Genomic DNA, 24157 nt, shown 5'->3' with positions numbered 1-24157 from the left:
GCAGCAGTGTCGCCGATGCGACGTGGGACACTGCCGGACGTGTCGAGCACGGACGACCCCGGCAACGGGGTGCAGCAGGCCGCTCCGCCGATTGCGGAGACCCCCGAGACCCCCGCCCCCGAGGCGGCGAACCCGACCGAGGGCGCCGACGCGGTGACCCCCGCGGCCGGGACGCCGGCGGCGCCGACCCCCGCGGAGGCGGCCCTCGCCGACCCCACCGGCGCCGCGCCGGAACCCGCGCCCGCCCCGGCGACCGCGGCCGAGCCGAAACCCGCGCCCGCCCCGGAGCCGACGCCGGCCCCGGCCCCGGCGGCTCCTCCGGTCGAACGGGTGGTGAGCGACCCGGCGCAGTGGGGCCGGGTCGACGAGGACGGCACCGTCTACGTGCGCACCGCCGACGGCGAACGCGAGGTCGGCTCGTGGCAGGCCGGCGACGCCGAGGCGGGGCTCGCCCACTACGGCCGCCGCTTCGACGACCTGGCCACCGAGGTGTCGCTGCTGGAGGCCCGGCTCAAGGCGCACACCGGCAACCCCGGCGAGATCAAGGCGAAGGCCCAGGCGCTGGCCGAGTCGATCCCGACCGCCGCCGCGGTCGGCGACCTCGAGGGGCTGGCCGCCCGGGCCCGCGCCATCGTGACGACCGCCGAGGCCGCCGCCGTCGAGTACCGGGCGGAGAAGGCCGCCGCCCGGGCGGCGCAGGTGGCGCGCAAGGAGGCCCTGGCCGCCGAGGCCGAGCAGATCGCCGCCGAGTCGACGTCCTGGAAGGCCGCCGGCGACCGCCTCAAGGCGATCGTCGAGGAGTGGAAGACCATCCGCGGCATCGACCGCAAGACCGATGACGCGCTGTGGTCCCGGTTCGCCGCCGCCCGCGACGCCTTCGGCCGCCGCCGCGGTGCCCACTTCGCGCAGCTCGACGCCCAGCGCGGCGAGGCCCGTGCGGCCAAGCAGGAGCTGATCGCCGAGGCGCGCCGGCTGTCGACGTCCACCGAGTGGGGCCCCACCAGCGCCGCGATGCGCTCGCTGATGGACCGCTGGAAGGCCGTGCCGCGCACCGGCCGGGACGGCGACGACGACCTGTGGAAGGAGTTCCGCGCCGCCCAGGACGTCTTCTTCAGTGCCCGCGCCGAGCAGGACAAGGTCCGCGACGCCGAGCAGGTCGCCAACCAGCGGGCCAAGGAGGAGCTGCTGGCCGAGGCCGAGCAGCTCGACCCGGGCAAGGACCTGCGCGGGGCCCAGAACGCGCTGCGGAAGATCCAGGAGCGCTACGACGCCATCGGGCACGTGCCGCGCGCGGCGATGCGCCAGCTCGAGGACCGGATGCAGGCCGTGGAGCAGAAGGTGCGCGGGGCCGCCGACGCCGGCCGGGTCCGCACCGCGCCGGAGAACCCGATGGTCGCCTCCATGCGGGCCGCCGTCACCAAGGCCGAGGAGCAGCTCGCCAAGGCCGAGGCCGCGGGCGACCAGCGCCGGATCGCCGAGGCGCAGGCGAACCTCACCACCCGGCGCGAGTGGCTGGCCGAGGCGGAGAAGTCCGCCCGGCGCTAGCGACGCGAGCAGCGAAGGGCCCGTCCGATCCGGACGGGCCCTTCGTCGTTCAGCAGCCGGTCGTGAGCACCGGGAGCGGCTCGGGCACGCCGATCCGCGGCATGCCCAGCGAGACACCCGGCGTCGTCGGCCGGGTCCCGGCCTCGCTCGCGTCCCCGGCGCGGGTGCGCCGGTGGGACAGCAGCGGGCCGTCGGCGACGAGGTGGTGCGGCGCGGCCTGGGTGACGACCGTCTCGACGACGTCGCCGGGTCGCACCCCGTCGGCCGCCGTGAAGTGCACGAGCCGACCGTCGCGGGCGCGGCCGGAGAGCCGGCCGCGCGCGGCGTCCTTGCTGCCCTCCCCCGCGGCGACGAGCAGCTCCACCCGTGCGCCGACGAGCTTCCGGTTCTCGTCCCAGCTGATCTCGTCCTGCAGGGCGGTCAGCCGCAGGTAGCGCTCCTGCACGACCTCCTTGGGCAGCTGCCCCTCCATCTCGGCGGCGGGCGTGCCCGGCCGCTTGGAGTACTGGAAGGTGAAGGCGCTGGCGAACCGCGCCTGCCGGACGACCTCCAGCGTCTGCTGGAAGTCCTCCTCCGTCTCCCCCGGGAAGCCGACGATGATGTCGGTGGTGAGGGCGGCGTCGGGCATGGCGGCGCGGACCCGGTCGATGATCCCGAGGTAGCGCTCCTGCCGGTAGGCGCGGCGCATCCGCTTGAGCACGTCGTCCGAGCCGGACTGCAGCGGCATGTGCAGCTGGTGGCAGACCGCCGGCGTCTCGGCCATGGCGGCGATGACGTCGTCGGTGAACATCGCGGGGTGCGGGCTGGTGAACCGGATCCGCTCCAGCCCCTCGATGCGGCCGGTGGCCCGCAGCAGGTCGGCGAACGCGCCGCGGTCGCCGAAGTCGCTGCCGTAGCTGTTCACGTTCTGGCCGAGCAGGGTCACCTCGAGCACTCCCTGGTCGACCAGCGCCTGCACCTCGGCCAGGATCTCGCCGGGGCGGCGGTCCTTCTCCTTGCCGCGCAGCGCCGGGACGATGCAGAACGTGCAGGTGTTGTTGCAGCCGACGCTGATCGACACCCAGCCGGAGTAGGCGGAGTCCCGCTTCGCGGGCAGCGTCGAGGGGAAGACCTCCAGCGCCTCGGCGATCTCCACCTGCGCCTCGGCGTTGTGCCGCGCCCGCTCCAGCAGGGCCGGCAGCGAGCCGACGTTGTGGGTGCCGAAGACGACGTCGACCCACGGCGCCCGCCGGACGATCTCGCCACGGTCCTTCTGCGCGAGGCAGCCGCCGACGGCGATCTGCATGCCGGGGCGGGCGTCCTTGACCGGGCGCAGGTGCCCGAGGTTGCCGTACAGGCGGTTGTCGGCGTTCTCGCGCACGGCGCAGGTGTTGAGGACGACGACGTCGGCGTCGTCCCCGTCCGCTGCGGCGGTGTAGCCCGCCTGCTCGAGCAGGCCGGAGAGCCGCTCGGAGTCGTGCACGTTCATCTGGCACCCGTAGGTGCGCACCCGGTAGGTGCGGGCGGGGCTCTGCGCTGCGCTGCTCATGACAGGACGAAGGGTACGTCGCGGCGCGCACAACGATCGTCGTTGCTATCGACTGTCGTTATGGTTCGCGCCATGACGACCAGCCGACCGTTCCTCGGCCGCACCGGCACGAGCCTCACCGCCGCTGTGCTCTTCGTCGTCGCCGGCATCGCGCTCGTCAGCGCGGTGGTGCTCCCGGTCAACCAGCTCACGCAGCCGGGCGGCAGCGTCGTCGTGAGCACGGCCGATCCGACCGGCGATCAGCGGCTCGATCTGCCCGGGCTGCCGGAGGGCGTCTGGGTCGTGGACACCACGCCCGAGTCGATGCTGTTCGCCGCCGACCTGCCGGCCGGGTTGCGGGTGCTGACGGAGCTCCCGGCCTCGCTGGCCGCCGTCGCCGTCGCCGTCGGCGCCTGGCTGCTGGCGCGGATCCTCTCGACCGTCCACGACGGGCACCCCTTCGACCGGCGCAACCCTGGCCGGCTGGCCGGCCTCGCCGCGGCCGTCGTCCTCGGCGGCCTGGTCGTGCCCATGGCCGAGGGGGTGGTCGCCACCGCCGTGCTCGAGCACCTCGACCTGACCGGGCCCGACCCCCCGCTCGTCCTGTTCGAGGTCACGATCCCGTTCACGCCGATCGGGCTGGCCCTCGCCCTCCTGGCCGCGGCCGAGGCCTTCCGCCGCGGGCGCGTGCTGGAGGACGAGGTCGAGGGGACCGTGTGAGCCCCCGCATGGGCGAGCCGGCCCCCGACGAGGACGCCGCCCACCGCGTGGCGTGCCACCTCGACCGGCTCCTGGACGAACGGGGCATGACGCTGGTCGAGCTCTCCGACCGGGTGGGCGTCTCGGTGGTCAACCTGTCGGTGCTCAAGAACGGGCGGGCGCGCGCCGTCCGCTTCTCCACGCTCACCGCGGTGTGCGACGCGCTGGGCTGCCAGCCGGGCGACCTGTTCTCCGTCGCGCCGCTGCGGTCACCCGAACGGGCGGACCCAGGACGCCGACCGCCCGGCCCGGCGGCGTTCGTTACGCCTTCGTGATCCCACGGTGCGGGAACCGCGACCTCCCGCCCTTAGGGTCCCCAGGGTGACCAGCCGTCCGAACGGAGAGCCTCTCGTCCGCCTGTCCGGCGTGAACAAGTGGTTCGGCGACCTGCACGTCCTGCAGGACATCGACCTCGAGATCGCCAGAGGCGAGGTCGTCGTCGTCATCGGCCCCTCCGGCTCGGGAAAGTCGACGCTGTGCCGTGCGATCAACCGGCTCGAGTCGATCGAGAAGGGCGAGATCGTCATCGACGGCGAGCGGCTGCCCGAGGAGGGCAAGCAACTCGCCCGCCTGCGCGCCGACGTCGGCATGGTGTTCCAGAGCTTCAACCTGTTCGCGCACAAGACGATCCTCGAGAACGTCACCCTCGGCCCGATCAAGGTGCGCAAGCGCTCCAAGGCCGAGGCCGAGAAGCGGGCCAGGGAACTGCTCGACCGGGTCGGCGTGAGCGCCCAGGCCGACAAGTACCCCGCGCAGCTCTCCGGCGGCCAGCAGCAGCGGGTGGCGATCGCCCGGGCGCTGGCGATGGACCCGAAGGTCATGCTCTTCGACGAGCCGACCTCGGCGCTGGACCCCGAGATGATCAGCGAGGTGCTCGACGTCATGGTCGGCCTCGCCGCCGAGGGCATGACGATGATCGTCGTCACCCACGAGATGGGCTTCGCGCGGAAGGCAGCCAACCGGGTCGTCTTCATGGACGGCGGCCGGGTCGTGGAGTCCTCCGATCCGGAGACGTTCTTCAGCAACCCCAGCTCCGACCGGGCCAAGGACTTCCTGTCCAAGATCCTCAACCACTGAACGACGTCTACGGAAGGACACCCCCCATGCGCATCACCCACTACGCCGCGTCGCTCGCGGCCGTCGGGCTCGTGCTCGCCGGCTGCGGCAGCGAAGCCGGAGACCAGGTCGAGGACACCGCCGACGCCGGCGCGGACGTCGCCACCGAGGTCGAGTTCGAGGAGGGCACGACGATGGCCGAGCTCGCCGAGGCGGGCTCCATCACCGTCGGCACCAAGTTCGACCAGCCCGGCTTCGGTCTGCTCAACCCCAACACCGAGGTGCCCGAGGGCTTCGACGTCGAGATCGCCAAGATCATCGCGGCCGAGCTCGGCATCCCGGCCGAGGACATCGAGTGGCGCGAGACGGTCTCGGCCAACCGCGAGTCGTTCATCCAGAACGGCGACGTCGACATGGTGGTCGCCACCTACACCATCAACGACGACCGCAAGGAACTGATCGACTTCGCCGGCCCGTACTACGAGGCCGGGCAGGACATCATGGTCGCCGCCGGCAACCCGGAAGGCATCGAGGGCCCGGAGGACCTGGCCGGCAAGAACGTCTGCTCGGTCGAGGGCTCGACGCCGGCCCAGAACATCCGGGACAACTACCCCGAGGCCGAGCTGACCCTCTTCGACGTCTACTCCAAGTGCGCCGACGCCCTGGCCAACGGGCAGGTCGACGCCGTGACCACCGACAACGTGATCCTCACCGGCCTGGTCGCCGGCAGCGACGGCGCCTTCGAGCTGGTGGGCAACCCGTTCACCGAGGAGCCGTACGGCATCGGCATCCCGAAGGGTGACGACGAGTTCCGCGCCTTCATCAACGACACGCTGGAGGAGGCGTACGAGAGCGGCGCCTGGGCCGACGCCTGGGACCGCACCGCCGGCGCCATCAGCGGCCAGGAGGCCCCCGAGCCGCCGGCCGTCGACCGCTACTGAGAACCCCCGGCGCTGCGGGGCGGGAACTCCTGCCCCGCAGCGCCGCTCCATGACCAGCCCCGAGAGGAGGCGGCGTGCAGTTCCTCGCTGACAACTTCGACCTGCTGTGGGACGCGTTCCTGACGACGCTGAGCCTGTCGCTGCTCGCCGGCCTGCTCGCCCTCGTGCTGGGCACGCTCCTGGCGGCCGCGCGGGTCAGCCCCATCCCCCCGCTGCGCGGGCTGGCGACCTTCTACGTCGAGACCTTCCGCAACACGCCGCTGACGGTCGTCTTCTTCTTCCTCATCTTCGGCCTGCCGCAGATCGACTTCATCCTCGGCTTCTACACCGGGGCGGTGCTCTCCCTCGGCCTCTACACCGCGGCGTTCGTCTGCGAGGCGGTGCGCTCGGGGATCAACGCGGTCTCGACCGGTCAGGCCGAGGCCTCCCGGGCCATCGGCCTCACCTTCGGTCAGTCGCTGCGCGAGGTGGTCCTCCCGCAGGCGTTCCGCACCGTCATCCCGCCGCTGGGCAACGTCTTCATCGCCATGGTGAAGAACAGCTCGATCGCCGCCGGCTTCGCCACGAGCGAGCTGAGCTCCCTGCTCCCCCGCCTGGTCAACGCGAACGCCGGGCAGCTCACCGCCGTCCTGGTGGGGGTGGTGATCGCCTACATGATCATCACCTTGCCGCTCGCCCTCGGCGTGCACAGCCTGGAGCGTCGGGTGGCGATCCTCCGATGACCACGCCGGTCCTCTTCGACATCCCCGGACCCAAGGCCCGCTCCCGCATCAGGATCGGTACGGGCATCGGCATCCTGCTGATCCTGGGGATCCTCGCCGTCGTCCTCATCCGCCTGGCCGGCAACGGTCAGCTGGAGAGCCAGCGCTGGGCGGTGCTGTTCGACGCGCGCACCGGCGTGCCGCAGACGCTCGGCCGCGCGCTGGTCAACACGCTGCAGGTCGCCGCGGTCGGCATGGTGGTGGCCACCGTCCTGGGCCTGCTGCTTGCCGTCGGACGGCTGTCGGACCACCGCGCGGTGCGCTGGCTGGTCGGCATCTACATCGAGTTCTTCCGTGCCATCCCGCTGCTGGTGGTCATCTTCGCGCTGTACTTCGTGCTGCCGAAGTACGGCGTCGACCTGTCGGCCTTCCAGGCGCTCGCCGGCGGGCTGATCCTCTACAACTCCGCCGTGCTCGCCGAGATCTTCCGGGCCGGCATCCTCTCGATCGACAAGGGGCAGCGCGAAGCCGCGTTCGGCATCGGCATGCGCAAGTACCAGGTGATGTCGCTGGTGCTGCTCCCCCAGGCCACGCGGCGCATGCTGCCCGTGCTCATCGCGCAGCTGGTCGTCCTGCTGAAGGACAGCTCGCTGGGCTTCATCATCGGCTACTTCGAGCTGCTCCGAGGTGCGCGCAGCCTGGTGGAGTTCTTCTCCCTGAGCTTCGGCAACCAGTACACGTTCCAGCTCTACGTCGCGGCCGGTCTGATCTACATCGTCATCAACGTGCTCCTGTCGCAGCTGGCGAACCTCGTGGAGCGCCGGACCCGCCGGACGGCGACGTCGGGCGGCGCCGCGGCGAAACTGCCGGCAGACGTGCAGATGGGTGGCGGCGGAGGCGCTGTCTGAGCCGTCCGCAGCCCCCCGTAGCGGTGTGGAGGCGCGGCGGCCGTCGCGACGGCGCCGTCGACGACACCGTCCCTGACCAGCCCTTTCACCTCCGACTCACTCGTCCCAGCCGGGCGCGGCGGACGGCCGCGGAGCGCATCGGTGGCGACACTGGTCGGCACGATGGAGACGATGCACGCGGCCGGGCGCCGCAACCTGCCCCCGGTTCCCCGGAGTTCCACTGAGGCGATCCCGCCGGCGACCGACGCGCCGGCCGTCGCCCCGGTACTGGTGGACGCGACGACCCAGGTGGACGCGACGACCCAGGTGGATGCCGGCCAGGCGTTCGTCGCACGCCTGCGCGCCGCCGCGCCGGCGCTCGCCGCGACTGCCGGCGCGGAGAGCGCGGTCGTCCGCGAGGTCGTGCCGCCGGCGCGGCACCGGCGGTCGCGCTGCCGGGTGGTGTTCCGCTACCCGGACGGGACCGAGACCGACCTGACGTTCGTCGGTGAGCGCCGCCGGCCGGGGGCCTCGGACGAGGACGCCTTGGACACGCAGATCACCCGCTGGCTGTCGAGCGGCCAGCGACGCGACCCGGCCTGGCTGGTGGCCGACGAGGAGGCTTCCGACGGGCTGGCCGTCGACGTGACCGCATGGCTCGCCGCGGGCTGACCCCGGCGAGCACGCGAAGGGGCGGACCGGTTCTCCGGTCCGCCCCTTCGCGTTCCGGGCGAGGTGCCGCCGTTCAGGGCAGCGCGCTCTCCTCGTCGAACTCGGGGATGTCGTCGACGTCACCGCTGAGCTCCGCGTCGTCGAGCACCTCCCGCACGACGGCGGCAGCGAGGCCACCGCCGTAGCCCTTGCGGGCCAGCATGCCCATCAGCCGCCGCGTGGCCGTCGCCCGGTCCAGCCGGCGCATCCCGGGCGCCCGGCGCTCCACGAGCCGACGGGCCGCCTCGCGCTCGTCGTCGTCGTCCACCGCCTCGACGGCCTCGGCGGCCGTCTCCGGATCGACACCCTTCGCCCGCAGTTCGGCGGAGAGCGCCCGGCGCGCCAGCCCGCGGCCGGCCTGCCGGCTGCTCACCCAGGCGCGGGCGAACGCGGCGTCGTCGATCAGCCCGACCTCGGTGAACCGGTCGAGCACCGCCTCGGCGGCGTCGTCCGGCACGCCGCGCTTCGCGAGGAGATCGGCCAGCTGCTGCCGGGTCTTCGGCGCCCCGGTCAGCGCGCGCAGGCAGATGCCCCGCGCCACCTGTTCCGGATCACCGGGCTCGTCCTCGGGGGAGCCGGGGGCGACGTCCGGGGTCAGGGGATCGTCGCCACCCGGCGTCCGCGAACGCCGGCCGGCCCGGGTGCCCCCCGGGCCGCGCCGACGGTTCGAGGGCCGGTCGTCCAGCACCGGGTCAGAAGTCGGGGGTGTCGACCGACGCCGGGGCGTCGAGCTTCGGGCCGATGCCCAGCTTCTCCTTGACCTTCTTCTCGATCTCGTCGGCGAGGTCGGGGTTGTCGCGCAGGAAGTTGCGGACGTTCTCCTTGCCCTGGCCGAGCTGGTCGCCCTCGTAGGTGTACCAAGCACCGGACTTCTTCACGATGCCCTGCTCGACACCGGCGTCGACGATGCCACCCTCGCGGCTGAAGCCCTGACCCCACAGGATGTCGAGCTCGGCCTGCTTGAACGGCGCGGCGACCTTGTTCTTGACGACCTTGATGCGCGTGCGGCTGCCGATCGCGTCGGTGCCCTGCTTCAGGGTCTCGATGCGGCGGACGTCGAGCCGGACCGACGAGTAGAACTTCAGCGCGCGACCACCGGTGGTGACCTCGGGCGAGCCGTAGACCACACCGACCTTCTCGCGCAGCTGGTTGATGAAGATCGCCGTCGTCCCGGAGTTGCTCAGCGCACCGGTGATCTTCCGCAGCGCCTGGCTCATCAGGCGGGCCTGCAGACCCACGTGGCTGTCGCCCATCTCGCCCTCGATCTCGGCGCGCGGCACCAGTGCCGCGACGGAGTCGATGACGATGACGTCGAGCGCGCCGGAGCGGATCAGCATGTCGGCGATCTCGAGGGCCTGCTCACCGGTGTCGGGCTGGCTGACCAGGAGGGCGTCGGTGTCCACGCCGATGGCGCGGGCGTACTCGGGGTCGAGCGCGTGCTCGGCGTCGATGAACGCGGCGATGCCGCCGTTGGCCTGCGCGTTGGCCACCGCGTGCAGGGCGACCGTGGTCTTACCGGAGGACTCCGGCCCGTAGACCTCGATGACCCGGCCGCGCGGGAGGCCACCGATGCCGAGGGCGATGTCGAGGGCGATCGAACCGGTCGGGATGACCTTGATCGCCTGGGCGGTCTCGTCGCCCAGCCGCATGACCGAACCCTTGCCGAACTGCTTGTCGATCTGGGCGAGGGCCATGTCGAGGGCCTTGTCGCGGTCGAGCGTTGCTGCCATGGTGCGTCACCTTCGGTTCGCGAGAAGCGGGTCGGGACCGACGCTAGGGCGAGGCACCGACAGTTTCCGGATTGCGGGTGGACTGTGGAGGACCGGCCACCCTGTGGACGTCACAGTAGGCCGAACACCTGTTCGACTGCCAGGGCGACACGCCGGCCCGGCCGTGGGCGTCGTCTCAGCGTTCCTTGACGGGCACGTCGAAGTCCTCGCAGACGGCGAGCCACACCTTGCGGACCGGCACGCCCGCGTCGATGGCGTCCACGGCGGTGCGCCCGCCCAGGGTGGAGAAGACGTGGTCGCGTGCCACGCTCTGGGCGCGCATGGCCCCGAACAGACCGTCGAGCCGGGACCAGAACTCCTGCAGGCGCACACCCCGACGCTAACCCGCCGGCCCCCGGGAGCGCCGGTGCCGCCCTACGCTTGGGCGCATGATCCCGGGCACCGGTTCCCAGACGCTGGACACGGTCGTCGAGATCGGCATCGCGGTGGTGCTCCTCCTGGTGGTCGTGCTGCTGGTCAGGAACTACTTCGGGCGCTGACGCGCAGTCCCCAGCCACACCACGACGAGCGGGAGCACCAGCGCCCCCGACACGGCCGACACCAGACCGAAACCGCCCAAGGCGAGGAGCGGCCCCCCGACCACCCCGGCCAGCGCGGCCCCGAGCCCCATCAGCAGGTCGGTGCCGCCCTGCGCGGTCGGCCGCAGCTCCGGGCCCACCGACGCGGTGACGAGCGCCGACCCCGCGATCAGCCCGCACGCCCAGCCCAGGCCGAGCAACAGCAGGCCGGCGCCCAGCTGCACCGAGTCGGCGGGCGCCGCCGTCCCCGACACGGCGGCCGCGGCCAGGAGCAGCACGGCGCCCAGGGCCACGACCGTCGGCGCGCCGACCCGGTCGGCGAGCATGCCGACCAGCGGCGAGAACAGGTACATGCCGGCGACGTGCACGCTGATCACCAGGCCGACGAGACGGAGCACCGTCCCCTCCGGCCCCCCCGCGTGCCCCATGTGCACCGGCGTCATCACCATGACCCCGACCATGACCGAGTGGGCCACCACGACCGAGGTGAGCCCCAGCCGCCCGGCCGGGGTCAGCCACACCGCGCGCAGGGCGGCACCGGTGGCGTGCCGCGGCCGGGGACCGCCGCCGCCTCCGCCGAGCGCCCGGGCCACCAGCAGCGGGTCGGGCCGCAGGAACAGCAAGAAACCCAGCGCGACGAGGGCGAACACGACCGCGGACACCACGAAGACGCCGCCGAGCGCGGGCAGCCCCACGGCCTCGCCGAGCTCGGCACCCGGTCCGGCGAGGTTGGGGCCGACCACCGAGCCGACGGTCGTGGCCCACACGACGAGCGACAGCGACCGGCCGCGGTGCTCGGGTGCGGCGAGGTCCGCGGCGGCGTAGCGCGACTGGAGCCCGCACGCCGTCGCGGCGCCGAACAGGAACAGCCCTGCCAGGAGCAGGAGCAGGGACGACGCCGCCGCGGCGAGGACGGTGAGGACGGCGCCGACGACGCTCACGCCGTAGCCGATGGCCAGACCGGCCCGCCGCCCCGCGGTGTCGCTGATCCGCGCGAGCGGCACCGCCAGCACCGCCGCCCCGAGGACGCCGGCCGTCTGCCCCAGGCCCGAGGCGGTGTCGGTGCCGGCGACGTCGCGGGCCAGCAACCCACCGGCGGTGATGCCGACGGTGACGCCGAGCCCGGCCAGCGCCACGCCGCCGCTGAGGACACCCAGGGTGCGGCGCTGCACGCCGGCGACGTCGACGGTGGCCTCGGGCGGCTGCAGCGGTGTCACGTGCACCCCCGTCTCCCGGGCGAGGAGGTCCCCGCCGTCCGGCGTCCGCCGGCCAGCGAAGTGTCGTACACGGCGGGGACACTGAGCGCGTGCCCGCCCGCCCGACTCACGCCCCCGGTGCGCTGGTCCGGTTCTCCGAGCCCACGCGCGCCTGGTTCACCGGTGCGTTCGAGCGGCCGACGGCCGCCCAGGACGGGGCCTGGCAGGCGATCAGCAGCGGGGAGCACGCCCTCGTCGTCGCCCCGACGGGGTCGGGGAAGACCCTGGCGGCGTTCCTGTGGTCGCTCGACCGGCTCGCCGCCACCCCGCCGGCCGACGAGCGGACGCGGTGCCGGGTCCTCTACGTCTCGCCGCTCAAGGCGCTGGCCGTCGACGTCGAGCGCAACCTGCGGGCGCCGCTGGCGGGCATCGGGCAGGCAGCGGCGCGGCTCGGGCTCCCCCGGCCGGAGATCAAGGTCGGCATCCGCTCCGGCGACACCCCGGCCGACGAGCGGCGCACCTTCGCGCGCCGCCCGCCCGACATCCTCATCACCACGCCGGAGTCGCTGTTCCTGCTGCTCACCAGCCAGGCGCGGGAGGCGCTGCGCGGCGTCGAGACGGTGATCGTCGACGAGGTGCACGCGGTCACCGACTCCAAGCGCGGCGCCCACCTCGCCGTCTCCCTCGACCGGCTCGACGAGCTGCTCGACCGGCCGGCGCAGCGGATCGGCCTGTCGGCCACCGTGCGCCCCATCGAGGAGGTCGCCACCTTCCTCGCCGGCGGCCGGCCGGTGCAGGTGGTCTCCCCCGGCTCGACCAAGCGCTGGGACCTCTCGGTCGTCGTCCCGATCGAGGACATGAGCGAGCTGGGGCAACCGACCGGTGAGCTGGAGGGCTCGGCGGCCGGGCACCAGCCGCGCAACTCGATCTGGCCGGCGGTCGAGGAGCGGGTGCTCGACCTCGTGCAGGCGCACCGCAGCACGATCGTCTTCGCCAACTCCCGCCGGCTGGCCGAGCGGCTGACCAGCCGGCTCAACGAGCTCGCCTACGAGCGCACCACCGGCGAGCCCGTCCCGCCCGGCACGAACGCCGCCGCCCTGATGGCCCAGGCCGGCTCCGGCGGCGGCCTGCCGGAGGCCTTCCAGCCGGTGGCGGCGGCCCACCACGGGTCGGTGTCGCGCGAGCAGCGGGCGATCGTCGAGGAGGCGCTGAAGTCCGGCCGACTGCCCGCCGTCGTCGCGACGTCGAGCCTCGAGCTCGGCATCGACATGGGCGCGGTCGACCTCGTGGTCCAGGTCGAGGCGCCACCGACCGTCGCCAGCGGGCTGCAGCGGGTCGGTCGCGCCGGGCACCAGGTCGGGGCGGTGAGCCGCGGGGTGCTGTTCCCGAAGTACCGCGGCGACCTGGTGCAGTGCGCGCTGGTGGCCGAGCGGATGCAGGCCGGCGCGATCGAGTCGATCCGCTACCTGCGCAACCCCCTGGACGTGCTGGCGCAGCAGATCGTCGCGATCGTCTCCGAGCGGCCCCGCACCGTCGACGAGGTCGGGGCGCTGGTGCGGCGCTCGGCGGCCTTCTCCTCGCTGCCGGAGTCGGCGCTGCACGCCGTCCTCGACATGCTGGCCGGGCGGTACCCGTCGGACGCCTTCGCCGAGCTGCGCCCGCGGCTCACGTGGGACCGCGTCACCGACACGCTCACCGCGCGCGCCGGCGCCCAGCGGCTGGCCGTGACCAGCGGCGGCACCATCCCCGACCGCGGCCTGTTCGGCGTCTTCCTCGTCGGTGGCGAGGGGGCCGGTGGCCGCCGGGTCGGCGAGCTCGACGAGGAGATGGTCTACGAGTCGCGGACCGGCGACGTGTTCCTGCTGGGCTCCTCGTCCTGGCGGATCGAGGAGATCACCCACGACCGCGTGCTGGTCACCCCCGCGCCCGGCCAGCCCGGGAAGATGCCGTTCTGGCACGGCGACGCCCCCGGGCGCCCGCTGGAGCTCGGCCGGGCGCTGGGCGCCTTCCTGCGCGAGGTCGGCTCGGCGACGCCAGAGGCCGGGCTGGAGCGGGCGCGGGCCGCCGGGCTGGACGAGTGGGGCGCGGCGAACCTGCAGGCCTACCTCGCCGAGCAGAAGGCGGCCACGGGCCACCTGCCCGACGACCGGACGCTGCTGGTCGAGCGGTTCCGCGACGAGCTCGGTGACTGGCGGCTGGTCGTCCACTCCCCCTTCGGCGCCCAGGTCAACGCTCCGTGGGCGCTCGTGCTCGCGGCCCGGCTGCGGGAGCGCTACGGCGTCGACGTCTCCTCCATGCACTCCGACGACGGCATCGTGCTGCGGCTGCCCGACACGACCGGCGAGCCACCGGAGGGCGAGCTCGCCGTCCTCGACCCCGACGACGTCGAGCGCGAGGTCACCGCGGAGGTCGGCGGCTCGGCGCTGTTCGCCAGCCGGTTCCGCGAGTGCGCCGCCCGCGCGCTGCTGCTCCCCCGCCGCGATCCGCGCCGCCGCACCCCCCTGTGGCAGCAGCGGCAGCGCGCCGCCCAGCTGCTGAGCGTGGCCAGCGAGTTCGCCTCCTTCCCGATCACCCTCGAGGCTGCCCGCGAGGTCCTGCAGGACGTCTACGACGTGCCCGGGCTGGTCGAGCTGATGAGGGACGTCCGTGCCCGGCGGGTGCGGGTGGTCGACGTGCAGACCGAGACGGCATCGCCGTTCGCCCAGTCGCTGCTGTTCGGCTACGTCGGCCAGTTCCTCTACGAGGGCGACGCCCCGCTGGCCGAGCGCCGGGCCCAGGCGCTCGCGCTCGACACCGGCCTGCTCGCCGAGCTGCTCGGCCGCTCGGAGCTGCGCGAGCTGCTCGACGCCGAGGCGATCGCCGAGATCGAGGCGGAGCTGCAGCGGCTGCCCGAGCAGCGCCACCCCCGCGACGTCGACGGCGGCGGCGACCTGCTCCGGGTGGTCGGTGACCTCACCGCCGCGGAGGCGGCGCGCCGCGGCGTGCCGCCGGAGTGGCTCGACGAGCTGGTCGCCGCCCGCCGGGCCCTGGTCGTCCGCATCGCCGGCGAGGAGCGGTACGTCGCCATCGAGGACGCCGGCCGGCTGCGCGACGCCCTGGGCACCGCGCTGCCCGTCGGCGTGCCCGAGGTGTTCACCGAGCCCGTCGCCGACCCGCTCGGCGACCTGGTCGGCCGCTTCGCGCGCACCCACGGCCCCTTCCAGCCCGCCGAGGCCGCCACCCGGCTGGGCCTGGGCGTCGCCGTGGTCGCCGCGACGGTGCAGCGGCTCACCGGCACCGGGCGGCTCGTCTCCGGCGAGTTCCGCCCCGGCGGCACCGGGCAGGAGTGGTGCGACGCCGACGTGCTCCGGTCCATCCGGCGGCGCAGCCTGGCCAAGCTCCGCCAGGAGGTCGAGCCGGTGCCCACCGGCACGTTGGCCCGGTTCACGCCGTCCTGGCAGTCGGTGGGCAGCCGGCTGCGAGGTGCCGACGGGGTGCTCGCCGTCGTGGAGCAGCTGGCCGGCGCCCTGGTACCGGCCAGTGCGCTGGAGTCGCTCGTGCTGCCCGCGCGGGTGCGCGACTACTCGCCGGCCATGCTCGACGAGCTCACCAGCGCCGGCGAGGTGCTGTGGGCCGGCGCCGGGGGGCTGCCCGGCGGGGACGGCTGGCTCAGCCTGGTGCCCGCCGACCTGGCGCCGCTGCTGCTGCCCGAGCAGCTGGAGGTCGCCGGTGAGGGGCAGCCGCTGCTCGACCTGCTCGCCGGCGGCCAGGCGATGTTCTTCCGGGGCCTCTCCGATGCCCTCGGCGCCACCGACGACGCCGCGCTCGCCGATCTGGTCTGGGATCTGGTGTGGGCCGGCGCGCTGACCAACGACACCCTGGCCCCGCTGCGCACCCGGCTCGGCAGCGGCGGCACCCACAAGCGGGCCGCCGCTCCCCCGCGGGTCACGCGCAACCGGTACGGGCGCCCGCGGCTGAGCCGGGGCGCGCTGCCGACCCGCAGCGGCCCGCCCACGGTGGCCGGGCGCTGGTCGCGGCTGCCCGACCGGGAGGCCAACGCCACCCGGCGCACCACCGCCCGCGCCGAGGCGCTGCTGGAGCGGCACGGCGTCCTCACCCGTGGCGCGGTCATGGCCGAGCAGGTCGCCGGCGGCTTCTCCGCCGTCTACCCGGTGCTGCGGGCATTCGAGGAGAACGGCAGGGCCCGGCGCGGCTACTTCGTCGAGACCCTCGGGGCCGCCCAGTTCGGCACCCCCGGGTCGGTCGACCGGCTGCGCAGCTTCGCCGCCCCCGACCGGGTGCCGGCGGGCGCCGTCGTCCTCGCCGCCACCGACCCGGCCAACGTCTACGGGGCGGCGCTGCCCTGGCCAGAGCGCACGGTCGCCGCCGAGGGCGCGGCCGTGGACCTCGGCGAGGGCACCGGCGCGGGACGGAAGGCCGGGCACCGCGCCGGGCGCAAGGCGGGGGCGCTGGTCGTCCTGGTCGACGGCGAGCTGGTGCTCTACGTCGAACGCGGTGGGAAGACGCTGCTCTCCTGGACCGACGACGAGCAGGTGCTCAAGGAGGCGGCGACCGCGTTGTCGGGGGCCGTGTCGGCCGGGGCGCTGGGCCGGATGGTCGTGCAGAAGGCCGACGGCGCCTCGGTGCACGAGGACACCGCGCTGTCCCAGGCGCTGCAGGCAGCCGGTTTCGCGGCCACCCCCCGCGGTCTGCGCCTGCGCGCCTGAGCAGCGCCGGACGGGCTCAGCGGCGGGGCGGGCCCTGCAGCCAGGGGGCCAGCCGGCGGCTCAGCCGCGGCATGACCACCCGCAGCGCCGACACGACGAAGACGGCCGACAGCAGCAGCCTCGGCGGCCAGGGCCAGCCGCCGACGAACGGCACGGCGACCACCTGGAACAGCGACGTGAACACCAGGACGACGGCGACGGTGAGCAGCCAGCTGCGCCACGCCGGGCCCGGCTTCGGCGGCACCGCGAAGAAGCCCTCCAGGCCCGCCACCCGGGCGTAGCGCTCGTCCTCGACCATGCCGGGCAACCGGGCCAGGAAGTCGCGACGCTGCGGCGAGTTCTCCCAGGCGGCCAGCGAATCGGCGTCGGCGAACCGGTAGACCAGGTGGTACTCGGTGCTGCCGGCACCCGGTCGCAGCAGGGTGGCGCCGAGGTTCCCGGGGAAGTTCGCGGCCTCCGCCAGCACCGCGGCCGCCGCCCGCTCGAAGGCGGCCCGCCGGTCGGCCCGGACGACCCGCCCGACCGTCACCGTCACCGGCTCGGGAACGGGCACGGCCGGCTCGGTGCGGCCGGAGAGAGTGCGCAGGCGGAGGGGGACGCTCACGCCGAACTCCCAGCGCAGACCGGGGCGCTGCTCATCCCGGTTGTCGGCCGCCTCACACCGACGAGGGACTGCGACACTGGCCGGGTGCCCGAGGGAGACACCGTCTGGCTGGCCGCCGAGCGCATGCGCACCGCGCTGGCCGGGGCCACGCTGCGCCGGGGAGAGTTCCGGCTCCCCCAGCTGGCCGCGCTCGACCTCACCGGCGCCACCGTCACCGAGGTCGTGCCCCGCGGCAAGCACCTGCTGATCCGCCTGGCCGACGGGCGCACGCTGCGCACCCACTTCCGCATGGACGGCAGCTGGCACATCCAGCGCCCCGGCACCCGCTGGAAGGGCGGCCCGGCCCACGACGTCCGCATCGTGCTGGCCACCGACGAGTGGGAGTGCGTCGGCTACCGGCTGCACGACGTGGACCTGGTGCCCACCACGGACGAGGACCAGCTCGTCGGCCACCTCGGGCCGGACGTGCTCGGTCCCGACTGGGACCTCGACGAGGCGCTGCGCCGCCTGCGCGCCCGCCCCGACGAGCAGGTCGGCGTGGCGATCCTCGAGCAGCGCAACCTCGCCGGGATCGGCAACCTCTACAAGGTCGAGTCGCTCTTCCTGCTGGGCCTGCACCCGTGGGCCCGGGTCGGTGACGTCGAGGAGCGCCTCGCCCCGCTGGTGGAGCGCGCCCAGCGGCTCATGCGCGCGAACCTCCACCACCCCGAGCAGAACACCACCGGCGACCCGCGGCGCGGCCGCGACCACTGGGTGTTCGGCCGGAAGGGCAAGCCCTGCTTCCGCTGCGGGACGGCGATCCTGCTCGGCGAGCAGGGCCCACCGCTGCAGGAGCGGGTCACGTGGTGGTGCCCGCGCTGCCAGGCGGCCCGCTCCCCCATCGACCCGCAGGCCCGCACCGGGGAACCGGACCGCCCGCAGCCGGTGACCGTCTACCGCTAGCGGCTCAGGCCTGCTCGGGCCGCTCGGCCGGCTGCGCCTGGGGCTGCTCCGCGCCCTCGGCCTGCGGCGCGCCCTGCTCGATCGCACCCGCGGCGGTCGTCCCCTCGACGGCCGGTGCGCCACCGCCCATCGAGGCGCGGATCTGGTCCAGGCGCGAGGCGCCGGCGACGTCGAGCGTGGCCTTCTGCACCTCGAGCATCCGGCCCTCCACGGAGGTCTGCGCCAGCTCCGCCTGACCCAGCGCGTTGGCGTAGCGGGCCTCGATCTTGTCCCGCACCTCACCCAGCGACGGCGTGTTGCCCGGCGCGGAGAGCTCGTTGACCTGCTTCATGGAAGCGGCGACGTGCTCCTGCATCTTGGCCTGCTCGAGCTGGCTCATCAGCTTGGTGCGCTCGGCGAGCGTCGTCTGCAGCCGCATCCGCGACTGCTCCACCGCGCCCCGCGCCTGCTCGGCGGCCTGCAGCGCCTCGTCGTGGCTGCGCTTGAGGTCCTCCATCGACTGCTCGGCGGCCACCAGCTGGGTGGCGAACGCCTGGGCGGCCTGCTCGTACTCGGCCGCCTTCGCCGCGTCCCCCTTGGCCCGGGTCTGGTCGGCCAGCGTCAGGGCCTGGCGGGCCGAGGCCTGCAGCTTCTCGACCTCGCCCAGCTGGCGGTTAAGCCGCATCTCCAGCTGTCGCTGGTTGCCGAGCACCGCGGCGGCCTGGTTGGCCAACGACTGGTGCCGCTGCTGCTCGGCCTCGATCGCCTGCGCGATCTGCACCTTCGGGTCGGCCCGCTGGTCGATCTGCGCGTTGGCCGATGCGGTGAGGTACTTCCACAGCTTCACGAACGGGTTGGGCATGGGGTCCTCCTGCTCCGGCGCACTCGCCGGCCCGGCGGTGCTCGTCCCCAGCATCGTCCCAGGTGATCACCCTCGGCAGCCAACGCGGGCCACCCGCGTCGCGGCTAGGGTGCGCAGAGTGCCGTCCGACAGCCCCGTTCTCTGCGTCCTCGGCGAGCTCGTCGTCGACCTGCTGCCCGTGCCGGGGGCCGGTGAGGGCAGCACGGCGCCGCACTACGTCGCGCGCCCCGGGGGCAACGCGCTGAACGTCGCCGTCGCCGCCGCCCGGCTCGAGGCCCCGGTGCGGTTGCTCGCCCGCCTGGGCAGCGGCCCGCTGGCCGGGAACCTGCGCCGGCACGCCGAGCTGGCCGGCGTCGACACCGCCGGTTTCGTCGAGGCCGCCGAGCCGGTGAGCCTGGCCGTCGTCGGGGTCGGCGCGGACGGCTCCCCGGACTACGGCTTCCACGTGCTCGGCGCCGCCGACTGGCAGTGGACCGACGAGGAGCTGGACCGGGTGCTGCCGGAGGCCGTGGGCGCGCTGCACGTCGGCTCGATCTCCAGCTGGACCGAGCCCGGCAGCGGCGCGATCGCCCGGCTGGTCGGCCGGCTGTCGGGCCGGGCGCTGGTCAGCGTCGACCCGAACATCCGCCCGATGCTGGCCGAGGGGCCCGTCGGCGCCTCGCTGGGCAACGACCGGGCAGCCGTGACCAGCCGGCTGGAGGAGCTCGTCGGGCACGCCGACGTGGTGAAGGTCAGCGCCGAGGACCTGGCCTGGCTGGAACCGGGGGTCACCGACCTGGACGACGCCGCCCGGCGCTGGGCCGACCGCGGTCCGGCGCTGGTCGTCCTCACCGATGGCGGTGCTCCGCTGCGGATGGCCCGTCCGGGCCGGCCGGTGCAGCACCGGGAGAGCCCCCGCGTCGCCGTGGTCGACACGGTGGGAGCGGGCGACTCGCTGGCCGCCGGGTTGCTGACCGGGCTGCTGGGCGCGGGGCTCACCACGCGAGCCGCTCTGGGCGCCGCGCCCGACGACCAGCTCCTGGCGCTGCTGGACGACGCCGCGCTCGTCGCCGCGGTGAACTGCACCCGGGTGGGCGCCGATCCGCCCACCCGGGCGGAGCTGGCGTCGGCGCGGGGATCCCGGTGAGCGGCGGCGGGCTCCGGCTGGTCGGCTTCGAGGAGCTCTCCGCGGGTGCGCTGCGCGGCCGGCTGCTGGCCCGGCGTGCCGAGTTCTGGGCGGGCTCCGCGCTGGACGACGACGCCGTCACCGCGCTGCACGACCCGGTGTTCTTCCACCAGCTGGGCGGCTTCGGCGCGGTCGCCCTCACGCCGGACGACGAGGACGCGGGCTACCTCCTCGGTGTCGTGAGCGCCGACCGGCTCGCCGTCGTCCAGGCCGTGGCGGTCCACCCGGCGCACCGCGGCCGTGGCGTCGCCGTCCGGCTGCTGGAGCGGTTCGCGGGGCTCGCGACCGGGGTGGGCGCCCGGGTCGTCCAGGCCGTCGCCCTGCCCGGGGACGCCGGGGCTGCCGCGCTGGCCGCCCGCCTCGCGGCGCACCCCGCCCCCTCCCCCGGGCACGCGGGTCCCGGCGGCGACCGGGTGGTGTTCACCCGCCGGCTGCCCCTGGACCCCCCGGCTCAGCGCGCGGAACCCAGGAGCTGACCGAGCAGCGCCGCCTGCCGGCGCCGCTGCGTCGTGAGCCCTGGCTGCAGCACCACGCCGAGCAGCCACCGGCCGGCCAGCTGCGCACCGTCGTCGTCCACGCCGAGGACGACGGCCAGCCGGCCGGTGAGGTCTGCCCACGTCTCGGCGCCGGGCGCCAGCATCCTGGCCAGCTGGTCGGGCTCGGTCTCGGCCAGCCGGCGCAGCACCGGATGCGTGGCGAGCTCGTCGGCGAGCACGGCGAGGGCGTCGGCCGCGGGCAGCCCCGTGGTCAGCTCGGTGAGGCGGTGCAGCTCCGCGGCCAGCAACGCGTGCACCACGTCGTCCTTGGTGCGGAAGTGGTTGTAGAGCGTGGCCTTGGCGACCCCGGCCGCCGCCGCGACCGACTGCATCGTGCTGCGTCGCAGCCCGGCATCGGCGAACGCGCGCGCGGCGCCCTCGAGCAGCCCCGCGCGCGTGCGGTTCATCCCGCCCCGGGCCCGCCGGTCCGGCACCGGACGCGCCGGCCCGGCGACGGGATCTGGATCGGGGAGCACGTGCCCTCTCTCGCACCGACGGGCGGCGCCGTCACGTACGGCCGGTCAGGCGGCGAGCGAGACCGCGTCGCACCGACGCGCGGTGCGCCCCTGCTGCCCGGCGCCGACCAGCGCCAGGGCGGGCTCCGCACCCGCATCCACCGGCGCGGGCGCAGCGGCGGTCTCGGCTGCCGGGACGGCCTCGCCGGAAGCCGCCAGCGGGCGGACCTCCGCGCCGGCGGCGGCACCGCGCAGCTCGAGGCTCACCTCGGCGAGCAGGTCGGCCAGCTCCAGCTCGAGCGCGTCGCAGATGGAGGCGAGCAGCTCCGAAGAGGCTTCCTTCTGGCCCCGTTCCACCTCGGAGAGGTAACCGAGGCTGACCCGGGCAGCGCCGGAGACGTCGCGCAACGTGCGGTGCTGACGCAGCCGGTGGCCGCGCAGGGTGTTCCCGAGCTGGGTGCGCAGCAGCGTCATGGCCGTCTCCTGTCCTGCGAGCGGGGAAGCGGCGGTGCCGTCGGGCACCGTGCGCTCACGGTACGCGGCGCGTGCGCCGTCAGCCCGCCGACGGGGCCGAGTCCGCTCATGGCGTAACGCCGTCGCCCGGGTCGGCGTTCCCGTCGTCCGCTCCACGGAGCCGGTCCCGCAGGGCGGTGAACGCGCTGGCCACCGCGCCTGCGCGCACGGCGGCGCGATCTCCCGGCAGGTCCAGCCGGACGACGTCGGTGCGCTGCCCGTCGCTGAGCCCGAGGTAGACCCGGCCTGGTCCGTGCCCGTCGACCTCGCCGGGGCCCGCGACCCCGGTGAGCCCGACGCCGAACGTGGCCGTGCACCGGGCACGGATGCCCTCCGCCAGCGCGGCCGCCGTCTCCCGGCTCACCGGCCCGTGCGCGGCCAGCAGGCCGGCGGGCACCCCGGCGAGCGCCGTCTTCAGATCGGTGGCGTAGACGACGGCGCCGCCGCGCAGCGTGGCGCTGGCTCCGGGGACGGCGGCGAGGGTGGCGCAGAACAGCCCTGCGGAGAGCGACTCGGCGGCCGCCACGGTCGCGCCGCGGGTGAGCAGCGCGCGGTGCACCTCACCGGCGAGCGCCTCGAGCGCGGCGGAGCCGTCCGCGGTGGCCACGACCGCTCAGGCGGCGGTGTCGCGGCGGGTGGAGGGGTCGGCACCCGACTGGCGGCGGGCGGTCGCCGCCCGCATGGCCCGCGCGCTGGTCTGCCGCAGCGTGATGGCGCGGTAGACGTAGTCCAGGCCGGTCAGCACCGTGAGCACCACGGCGGCGGCCATGACCCACCAGCGGGTCGTGGCCAGGGCGCCGCTGAGCGGCAGGATGTACAGGCCGATCGCCAGCGACTGCAGCACGGTCTTGGCCTTGCCGCCGCGGCTGGCGGCGATGACGCCGTGGCGGATGACCCAGAACCGCAGCAGGGTGACCCCCACCTCGCGGACCAGGATGACCGCGGTCACCCACCACGGCAGGAGCGCCAGCACGGACAGGGCGACGAGCGCGGTGCCGGTCAGCGCCTTGTCGGCGATCGGGTCGGCGAGCTTCCCGAACTCGGTGACCTGGCCGGTGCGCCGGGCGATCAGCCCGTCGTAGCGGTCGGTGATGATCGCCAGGCCGAAGACGACCGTGGCCCAGTAGCGCCCGGTGTCGTCGAGGCCGTCCTCGCGCAGCAGCAGCACGGCCAGGACGGGCACGACCGCCAGCCGGAGCACCGTGAGCGCGTTCGGCAGGTTGAGCAGACGCACCGACTGCGGCGGGGTCGCCGCCGGATCGGGGGCCACGCCGCTCACCTGGGTCACCGCCCGGCCGGGGCGACGGCGGCGACGAGTGCGGTGGCGACGAGGTCGACGCCCTCGGTGCCGACGACCTCCCCGGGGAGCACCTGGCCGGCGACCGCTCCTGCCGGCACGCCGGTGAGGGTGGTGGTGCCGTCGGCGTCCGGGTCCTGGTGGGCCGCGTGCCCCAGCCAGGTGCCCGGGCCCTCGGTGGCGGAGAGGTCCTCGCTCAGCAGGACCTCCACCCGCTCGCCGATCCGCTCCTCGGCCCGCTGGGCGGTCAGCTCCTCGACCAGGTCGGTGATCCGGCGGACCCGCGCGTCGATCTCGTGCTGGTCGAGCTTGCCGTCGAGGCCGATCGCCTCGGTGCCCTCCTCGTCGGAGTAGCCGAAGACGCCGACGGCGTCGAGCCGGCCCTCGACGAGGAAGCGCTCGAGCTCGGCGACGTCGTCCTCGGTCTCCCCGGGGAAGCCGAGGATGACGTTGGTGCGGAACCCCGCCGCCGGCGCGAGCGCACGTGCCCGCTCGATGAGCGCCAGGAAGTCGTCGGTACCGCCGAAGCGGCGCATCCGGCGCAGCAGCGACGGCGAGGAGTGCTGGAAGGAGAGGTCGAAGTACGGCGCCACCCCGTCGGTCGCGGCGATGACCTCCAGCAGGCCCGGGCGGAGCTCGGCCGGCTGCAGGTACGCGACCCGCACGCGCGCGATGCCCTCGATCGCGGCCAGCTGCGGCAGCAGCTTCTCCAGCGAGCGCAGGTCGCCGAGGTCCTTGCCGTACGAGGTGGAGTTCTCGCTCACCAGCACTAGCTCGGTGACGCCCTGGCCTGCCAGCCAGGCCGCCTCGGAGAGCACCTCGGCCGGCGGCCGGGAGACGAAGGCGCCGCGGAAGGCCGGGATGGCGCAGAAGGCGCAGCGCCGGTCGCACCCGGAGGCGAGCTTCAGCGCGGCCGACGGCCCCGAGGCCAGCCGGCGACGGCGCAGCCAGTCGTGCCCGGGGATCGCCGGGCCGGCGCCGGCGTCCGTCCGCCCCCCGGCGCCGGCCAGCACCGCCGAACGCTCCACGGGGCTGATCGGCAGCAGCGTCCGGCGGTCCCGCGGCGTGTGGGGCACGAGGGGGCGGCCGGTGAGGACGTCGTCGAGGCGGCCGCCGATCTCGGCGTAGTCGTCGAAACCCAGGACGGTGGCCTCGGGCAGCGCGTCGGCGAGCTCGGCACCGTAGCGCTCGGCCATGCAGCCGACCGCGACGACGGAGGCACCGGAGTCGGTCGCGGCGAGGATCGCGTCGACCGAGTCCTTCTTGGCCGTCTCGATGAACCCGCAGGTGTTGACGAGCACCGCGTCGGCGCCCTCGGCGTCCTCGACCAGCTGGTAGCCCTCCGCGGCGAGCCGGCCGGCCAGCTCCTCGGAGTCGACCTCGTTGCGCGCGCACCCGAGGGTCACCACGGCCACGGTCCGGGCAGGGCTGGGCGTGGCTGTCACCCGGCCATCGTAGTCGCTGTTCCCGGCCCTGCCGCCGCACGA

The 24157-nt window shown here is 74.7% G+C and carries 24 protein-coding genes; 12 read left to right on the top strand and 12 right to left on the bottom strand.

The features are described 5' to 3' along the window. Nucleotides 1-39: 39 nt before the first annotated feature. A complete protein-coding gene (locus ACI79S_RS13760) occupies nt 40-1545 on the top strand; it encodes a DUF349 domain-containing protein (protein ID WP_456594003.1) in 1506 nt (501 codons plus the stop codon). A 49-nt stretch (nt 1546-1594) separates the two neighbouring features. On the opposite strand, the gene miaB is transcribed toward ACI79S_RS13760, so the two are convergent. Then, complete coding sequence (gene miaB, locus ACI79S_RS13755; RefSeq protein WP_456594002.1) at nt 1595-3073, bottom strand: tRNA (N6-isopentenyl adenosine(37)-C2)-methylthiotransferase MiaB; 1479 nt, start codon at nt 3071-3073, stop codon at nt 1595-1597. A gap of 72 nt (nt 3074-3145) precedes the next feature. On the opposite strand from miaB, the gene ACI79S_RS13750 reads away from it, so the two are divergent. From ACI79S_RS13750 to ACI79S_RS13720, 7 genes are all read left to right on the top strand, one after another. Further along, nucleotides 3146-3772 carry a DUF2975 domain-containing protein gene (locus tag ACI79S_RS13750; RefSeq protein ID WP_456594001.1) on the top strand — a complete coding sequence of 209 codons (627 nt, stop codon included), beginning with the start codon at nt 3146-3148 and terminating at the stop codon, nt 3770-3772. Next, entirely contained in the window at nt 3769-4086 is a 318-nt protein-coding gene (locus tag ACI79S_RS13745; RefSeq protein WP_456594000.1) for a helix-turn-helix domain-containing protein, read from the top strand. Before ACI79S_RS13750 ends, ACI79S_RS13745 begins: the two co-directional genes overlap by 4 nt. Before the next feature lie 46 nt (nt 4087-4132). Beyond that, entirely contained in the window at nt 4133-4888 is a 756-nt protein-coding gene (locus tag ACI79S_RS13740; RefSeq protein ID WP_456593999.1) for an amino acid ABC transporter ATP-binding protein, read from the top strand. A gap of 26 nt (nt 4889-4914) precedes the next feature. Next, nucleotides 4915-5808: a glutamate ABC transporter substrate-binding protein gene (locus tag ACI79S_RS13735; protein WP_456593998.1), complete on the top strand. Its 894-nt coding sequence runs from the start codon at nt 4915-4917 to the stop codon at nt 5806-5808. A 74-nt stretch (nt 5809-5882) separates the two neighbouring features. Next, a complete protein-coding gene (locus ACI79S_RS13730) occupies nt 5883-6530 on the top strand; it encodes an amino acid ABC transporter permease (protein WP_456593997.1) in 648 nt (215 codons plus the stop codon). Next, the gene (locus tag ACI79S_RS13725; RefSeq protein ID WP_456593996.1) at nt 6527-7417 is read left to right on the top strand and encodes an amino acid ABC transporter permease; all 891 of its coding nucleotides are present in this window, start codon (nt 6527-6529) and stop codon (nt 7415-7417) included. The genes ACI79S_RS13730 and ACI79S_RS13725 overlap by 4 nt, the downstream gene beginning before the upstream one ends. A gap of 141 nt (nt 7418-7558) precedes the next feature. Then, the gene (locus tag ACI79S_RS13720) at nt 7559-8068 is read left to right on the top strand and encodes a hypothetical protein (protein WP_456593995.1); all 510 of its coding nucleotides are present in this window, start codon (nt 7559-7561) and stop codon (nt 8066-8068) included. Nucleotides 8069-8141: 73 nt separating this feature from the next. Here the strand turns inward: ACI79S_RS13720 and ACI79S_RS13715 are convergent, their stop codons facing one another. The 4 genes from ACI79S_RS13715 to ACI79S_RS13700 form a co-directional block, all read right to left on the bottom strand. Then, nucleotides 8142-8648, bottom strand: a complete 507-nt coding sequence (locus ACI79S_RS13715; RefSeq protein WP_456593994.1) for a regulatory protein RecX — start codon at nt 8646-8648, stop codon at nt 8142-8144. Between the two features lie 151 nt (nt 8649-8799). Beyond that, nucleotides 8800-9837, bottom strand: coding sequence for a recombinase RecA (gene recA / locus ACI79S_RS13710; protein WP_456593993.1), 1038 nt, complete (start codon nt 9835-9837; stop codon nt 8800-8802). 175 nt (nt 9838-10012) lie between these two features. Continuing rightward, nucleotides 10013-10207: a DUF3046 domain-containing protein gene (locus ACI79S_RS13705; protein WP_456593992.1), complete on the bottom strand. Its 195-nt coding sequence runs from the start codon at nt 10205-10207 to the stop codon at nt 10013-10015. Nucleotides 10208-10360: 153 nt separating this feature from the next. Beyond that, entirely contained in the window at nt 10361-11632 is a 1272-nt protein-coding gene (locus tag ACI79S_RS13700; protein WP_456593991.1) for an MFS transporter, read from the bottom strand. 89 nt (nt 11633-11721) lie between these two features. Between ACI79S_RS13700 and ACI79S_RS13695 the strand changes: the two genes are divergently transcribed. Then, a complete protein-coding gene (locus tag ACI79S_RS13695) occupies nt 11722-16317 on the top strand; it encodes an ATP-dependent helicase (RefSeq protein WP_456593990.1) in 4596 nt (1531 codons plus the stop codon). Between the two features lie 16 nt (nt 16318-16333). Here ACI79S_RS13695 and ACI79S_RS13690 read toward each other — a convergent pair whose 3' ends face one another. Continuing rightward, nucleotides 16334-16921 carry an antibiotic biosynthesis monooxygenase gene (locus ACI79S_RS13690; protein ID WP_456593989.1) on the bottom strand — a complete coding sequence of 196 codons (588 nt, stop codon included), beginning with the start codon at nt 16919-16921 and terminating at the stop codon, nt 16334-16336. Nucleotides 16922-17005: 84 nt separating this feature from the next. Here ACI79S_RS13690 and ACI79S_RS13685 point away from each other — a divergent pair, with 84 nt between their 5' ends. Beyond that, complete coding sequence (locus ACI79S_RS13685; RefSeq protein WP_456593988.1) at nt 17006-17863, top strand: Fpg/Nei family DNA glycosylase; 858 nt, start codon at nt 17006-17008, stop codon at nt 17861-17863. Nucleotides 17864-17867: 4 nt separating this feature from the next. Here ACI79S_RS13685 and ACI79S_RS13680 read toward each other — a convergent pair whose 3' ends face one another. Further along, nucleotides 17868-18704 carry a PspA/IM30 family protein gene (locus ACI79S_RS13680; protein ID WP_456593987.1) on the bottom strand — a complete coding sequence of 279 codons (837 nt, stop codon included), beginning with the start codon at nt 18702-18704 and terminating at the stop codon, nt 17868-17870. Between the two features lie 118 nt (nt 18705-18822). On the opposite strand from ACI79S_RS13680, the gene ACI79S_RS13675 reads away from it, so the two are divergent. Further along, the gene (locus ACI79S_RS13675; RefSeq protein WP_456593986.1) at nt 18823-19830 is read left to right on the top strand and encodes a PfkB family carbohydrate kinase; all 1008 of its coding nucleotides are present in this window, start codon (nt 18823-18825) and stop codon (nt 19828-19830) included. Further along, on the top strand, nt 19827-20345 hold the full coding sequence (locus tag ACI79S_RS13670; RefSeq protein ID WP_456593985.1) for a GNAT family N-acetyltransferase: 519 nt from the start codon (nt 19827-19829) through the stop codon (nt 20343-20345). The genes ACI79S_RS13675 and ACI79S_RS13670 overlap by 4 nt, the downstream gene beginning before the upstream one ends. Here the strand turns inward: ACI79S_RS13670 and ACI79S_RS13665 are convergent. The 5 genes from ACI79S_RS13665 to ACI79S_RS13645 form a co-directional block, all read right to left on the bottom strand. Continuing rightward, complete coding sequence (locus ACI79S_RS13665; protein ID WP_456593984.1) at nt 20321-20881, bottom strand: TetR family transcriptional regulator; 561 nt, start codon at nt 20879-20881, stop codon at nt 20321-20323. The genes ACI79S_RS13670 and ACI79S_RS13665 overlap by 25 nt on opposite strands. Nucleotides 20882-20926: 45 nt before the next feature. Beyond that, nucleotides 20927-21334, bottom strand: coding sequence for a helix-turn-helix domain-containing protein (locus ACI79S_RS13660; RefSeq protein ID WP_456593983.1), 408 nt, complete (start codon nt 21332-21334; stop codon nt 20927-20929). Between the two features lie 106 nt (nt 21335-21440). Next, on the bottom strand, nt 21441-21980 hold the full coding sequence (locus ACI79S_RS13655) for a CinA family protein (RefSeq protein ID WP_456593982.1): 540 nt from the start codon (nt 21978-21980) through the stop codon (nt 21441-21443). Nucleotides 21981-21986: 6 nt separating this feature from the next. Then, nucleotides 21987-22652, bottom strand: coding sequence for a CDP-diacylglycerol--glycerol-3-phosphate 3-phosphatidyltransferase (gene pgsA, locus ACI79S_RS13650; RefSeq protein WP_456593981.1), 666 nt, complete (start codon nt 22650-22652; stop codon nt 21987-21989). A 5-nt stretch (nt 22653-22657) separates the two neighbouring features. Continuing rightward, complete coding sequence (locus ACI79S_RS13645) at nt 22658-24115, bottom strand: MiaB/RimO family radical SAM methylthiotransferase (RefSeq protein ID WP_456593980.1); 1458 nt, start codon at nt 24113-24115, stop codon at nt 22658-22660. Nucleotides 24116-24157 lie beyond the last annotated feature (42 nt).

Source organism: Blastococcus sp. SYSU DS1024, assembly GCF_054050795.1.
The sequence above is the reverse complement of the archived record's forward strand: the minus strand, read 5'-3'. Positions and strand labels throughout refer to the sequence as shown.

Bases quoted from the DNA above. Each gene is read 5' to 3' on its own strand.
- ACI79S_RS13660 (WP_456593983.1), bottom strand. From the start codon at position 21,334: ATGACGCTGCTGCGCACCCAGCTCGGGAACACCCTGCGCGGCCACCGG.
- ACI79S_RS13735 (WP_456593998.1), top strand. From the start codon at position 4,915: ATGCGCATCACCCACTACGCCGCGTCGCTCGCGGCCGTCGGGCTCGTG.
- miaB (WP_456594002.1), bottom strand. From the start codon at position 3,073: ATGAGCAGCGCAGCGCAGAGCCCCGCCCGCACCTACCGGGTGCGCACC.
- ACI79S_RS13750 (WP_456594001.1), top strand. From the start codon at position 3,146: ATGACGACCAGCCGACCGTTCCTCGGCCGCACCGGCACGAGCCTCACC.
- ACI79S_RS13725 (WP_456593996.1), top strand. From the start codon at position 6,527: ATGACCACGCCGGTCCTCTTCGACATCCCCGGACCCAAGGCCCGCTCC.
- ACI79S_RS13680 (WP_456593987.1), bottom strand. From the start codon at position 18,704: ATGCCCAACCCGTTCGTGAAGCTGTGGAAGTACCTCACCGCATCGGCC.
- recA (WP_456593993.1), bottom strand. From the start codon at position 9,837: ATGGCAGCAACGCTCGACCGCGACAAGGCCCTCGACATGGCCCTCGCC.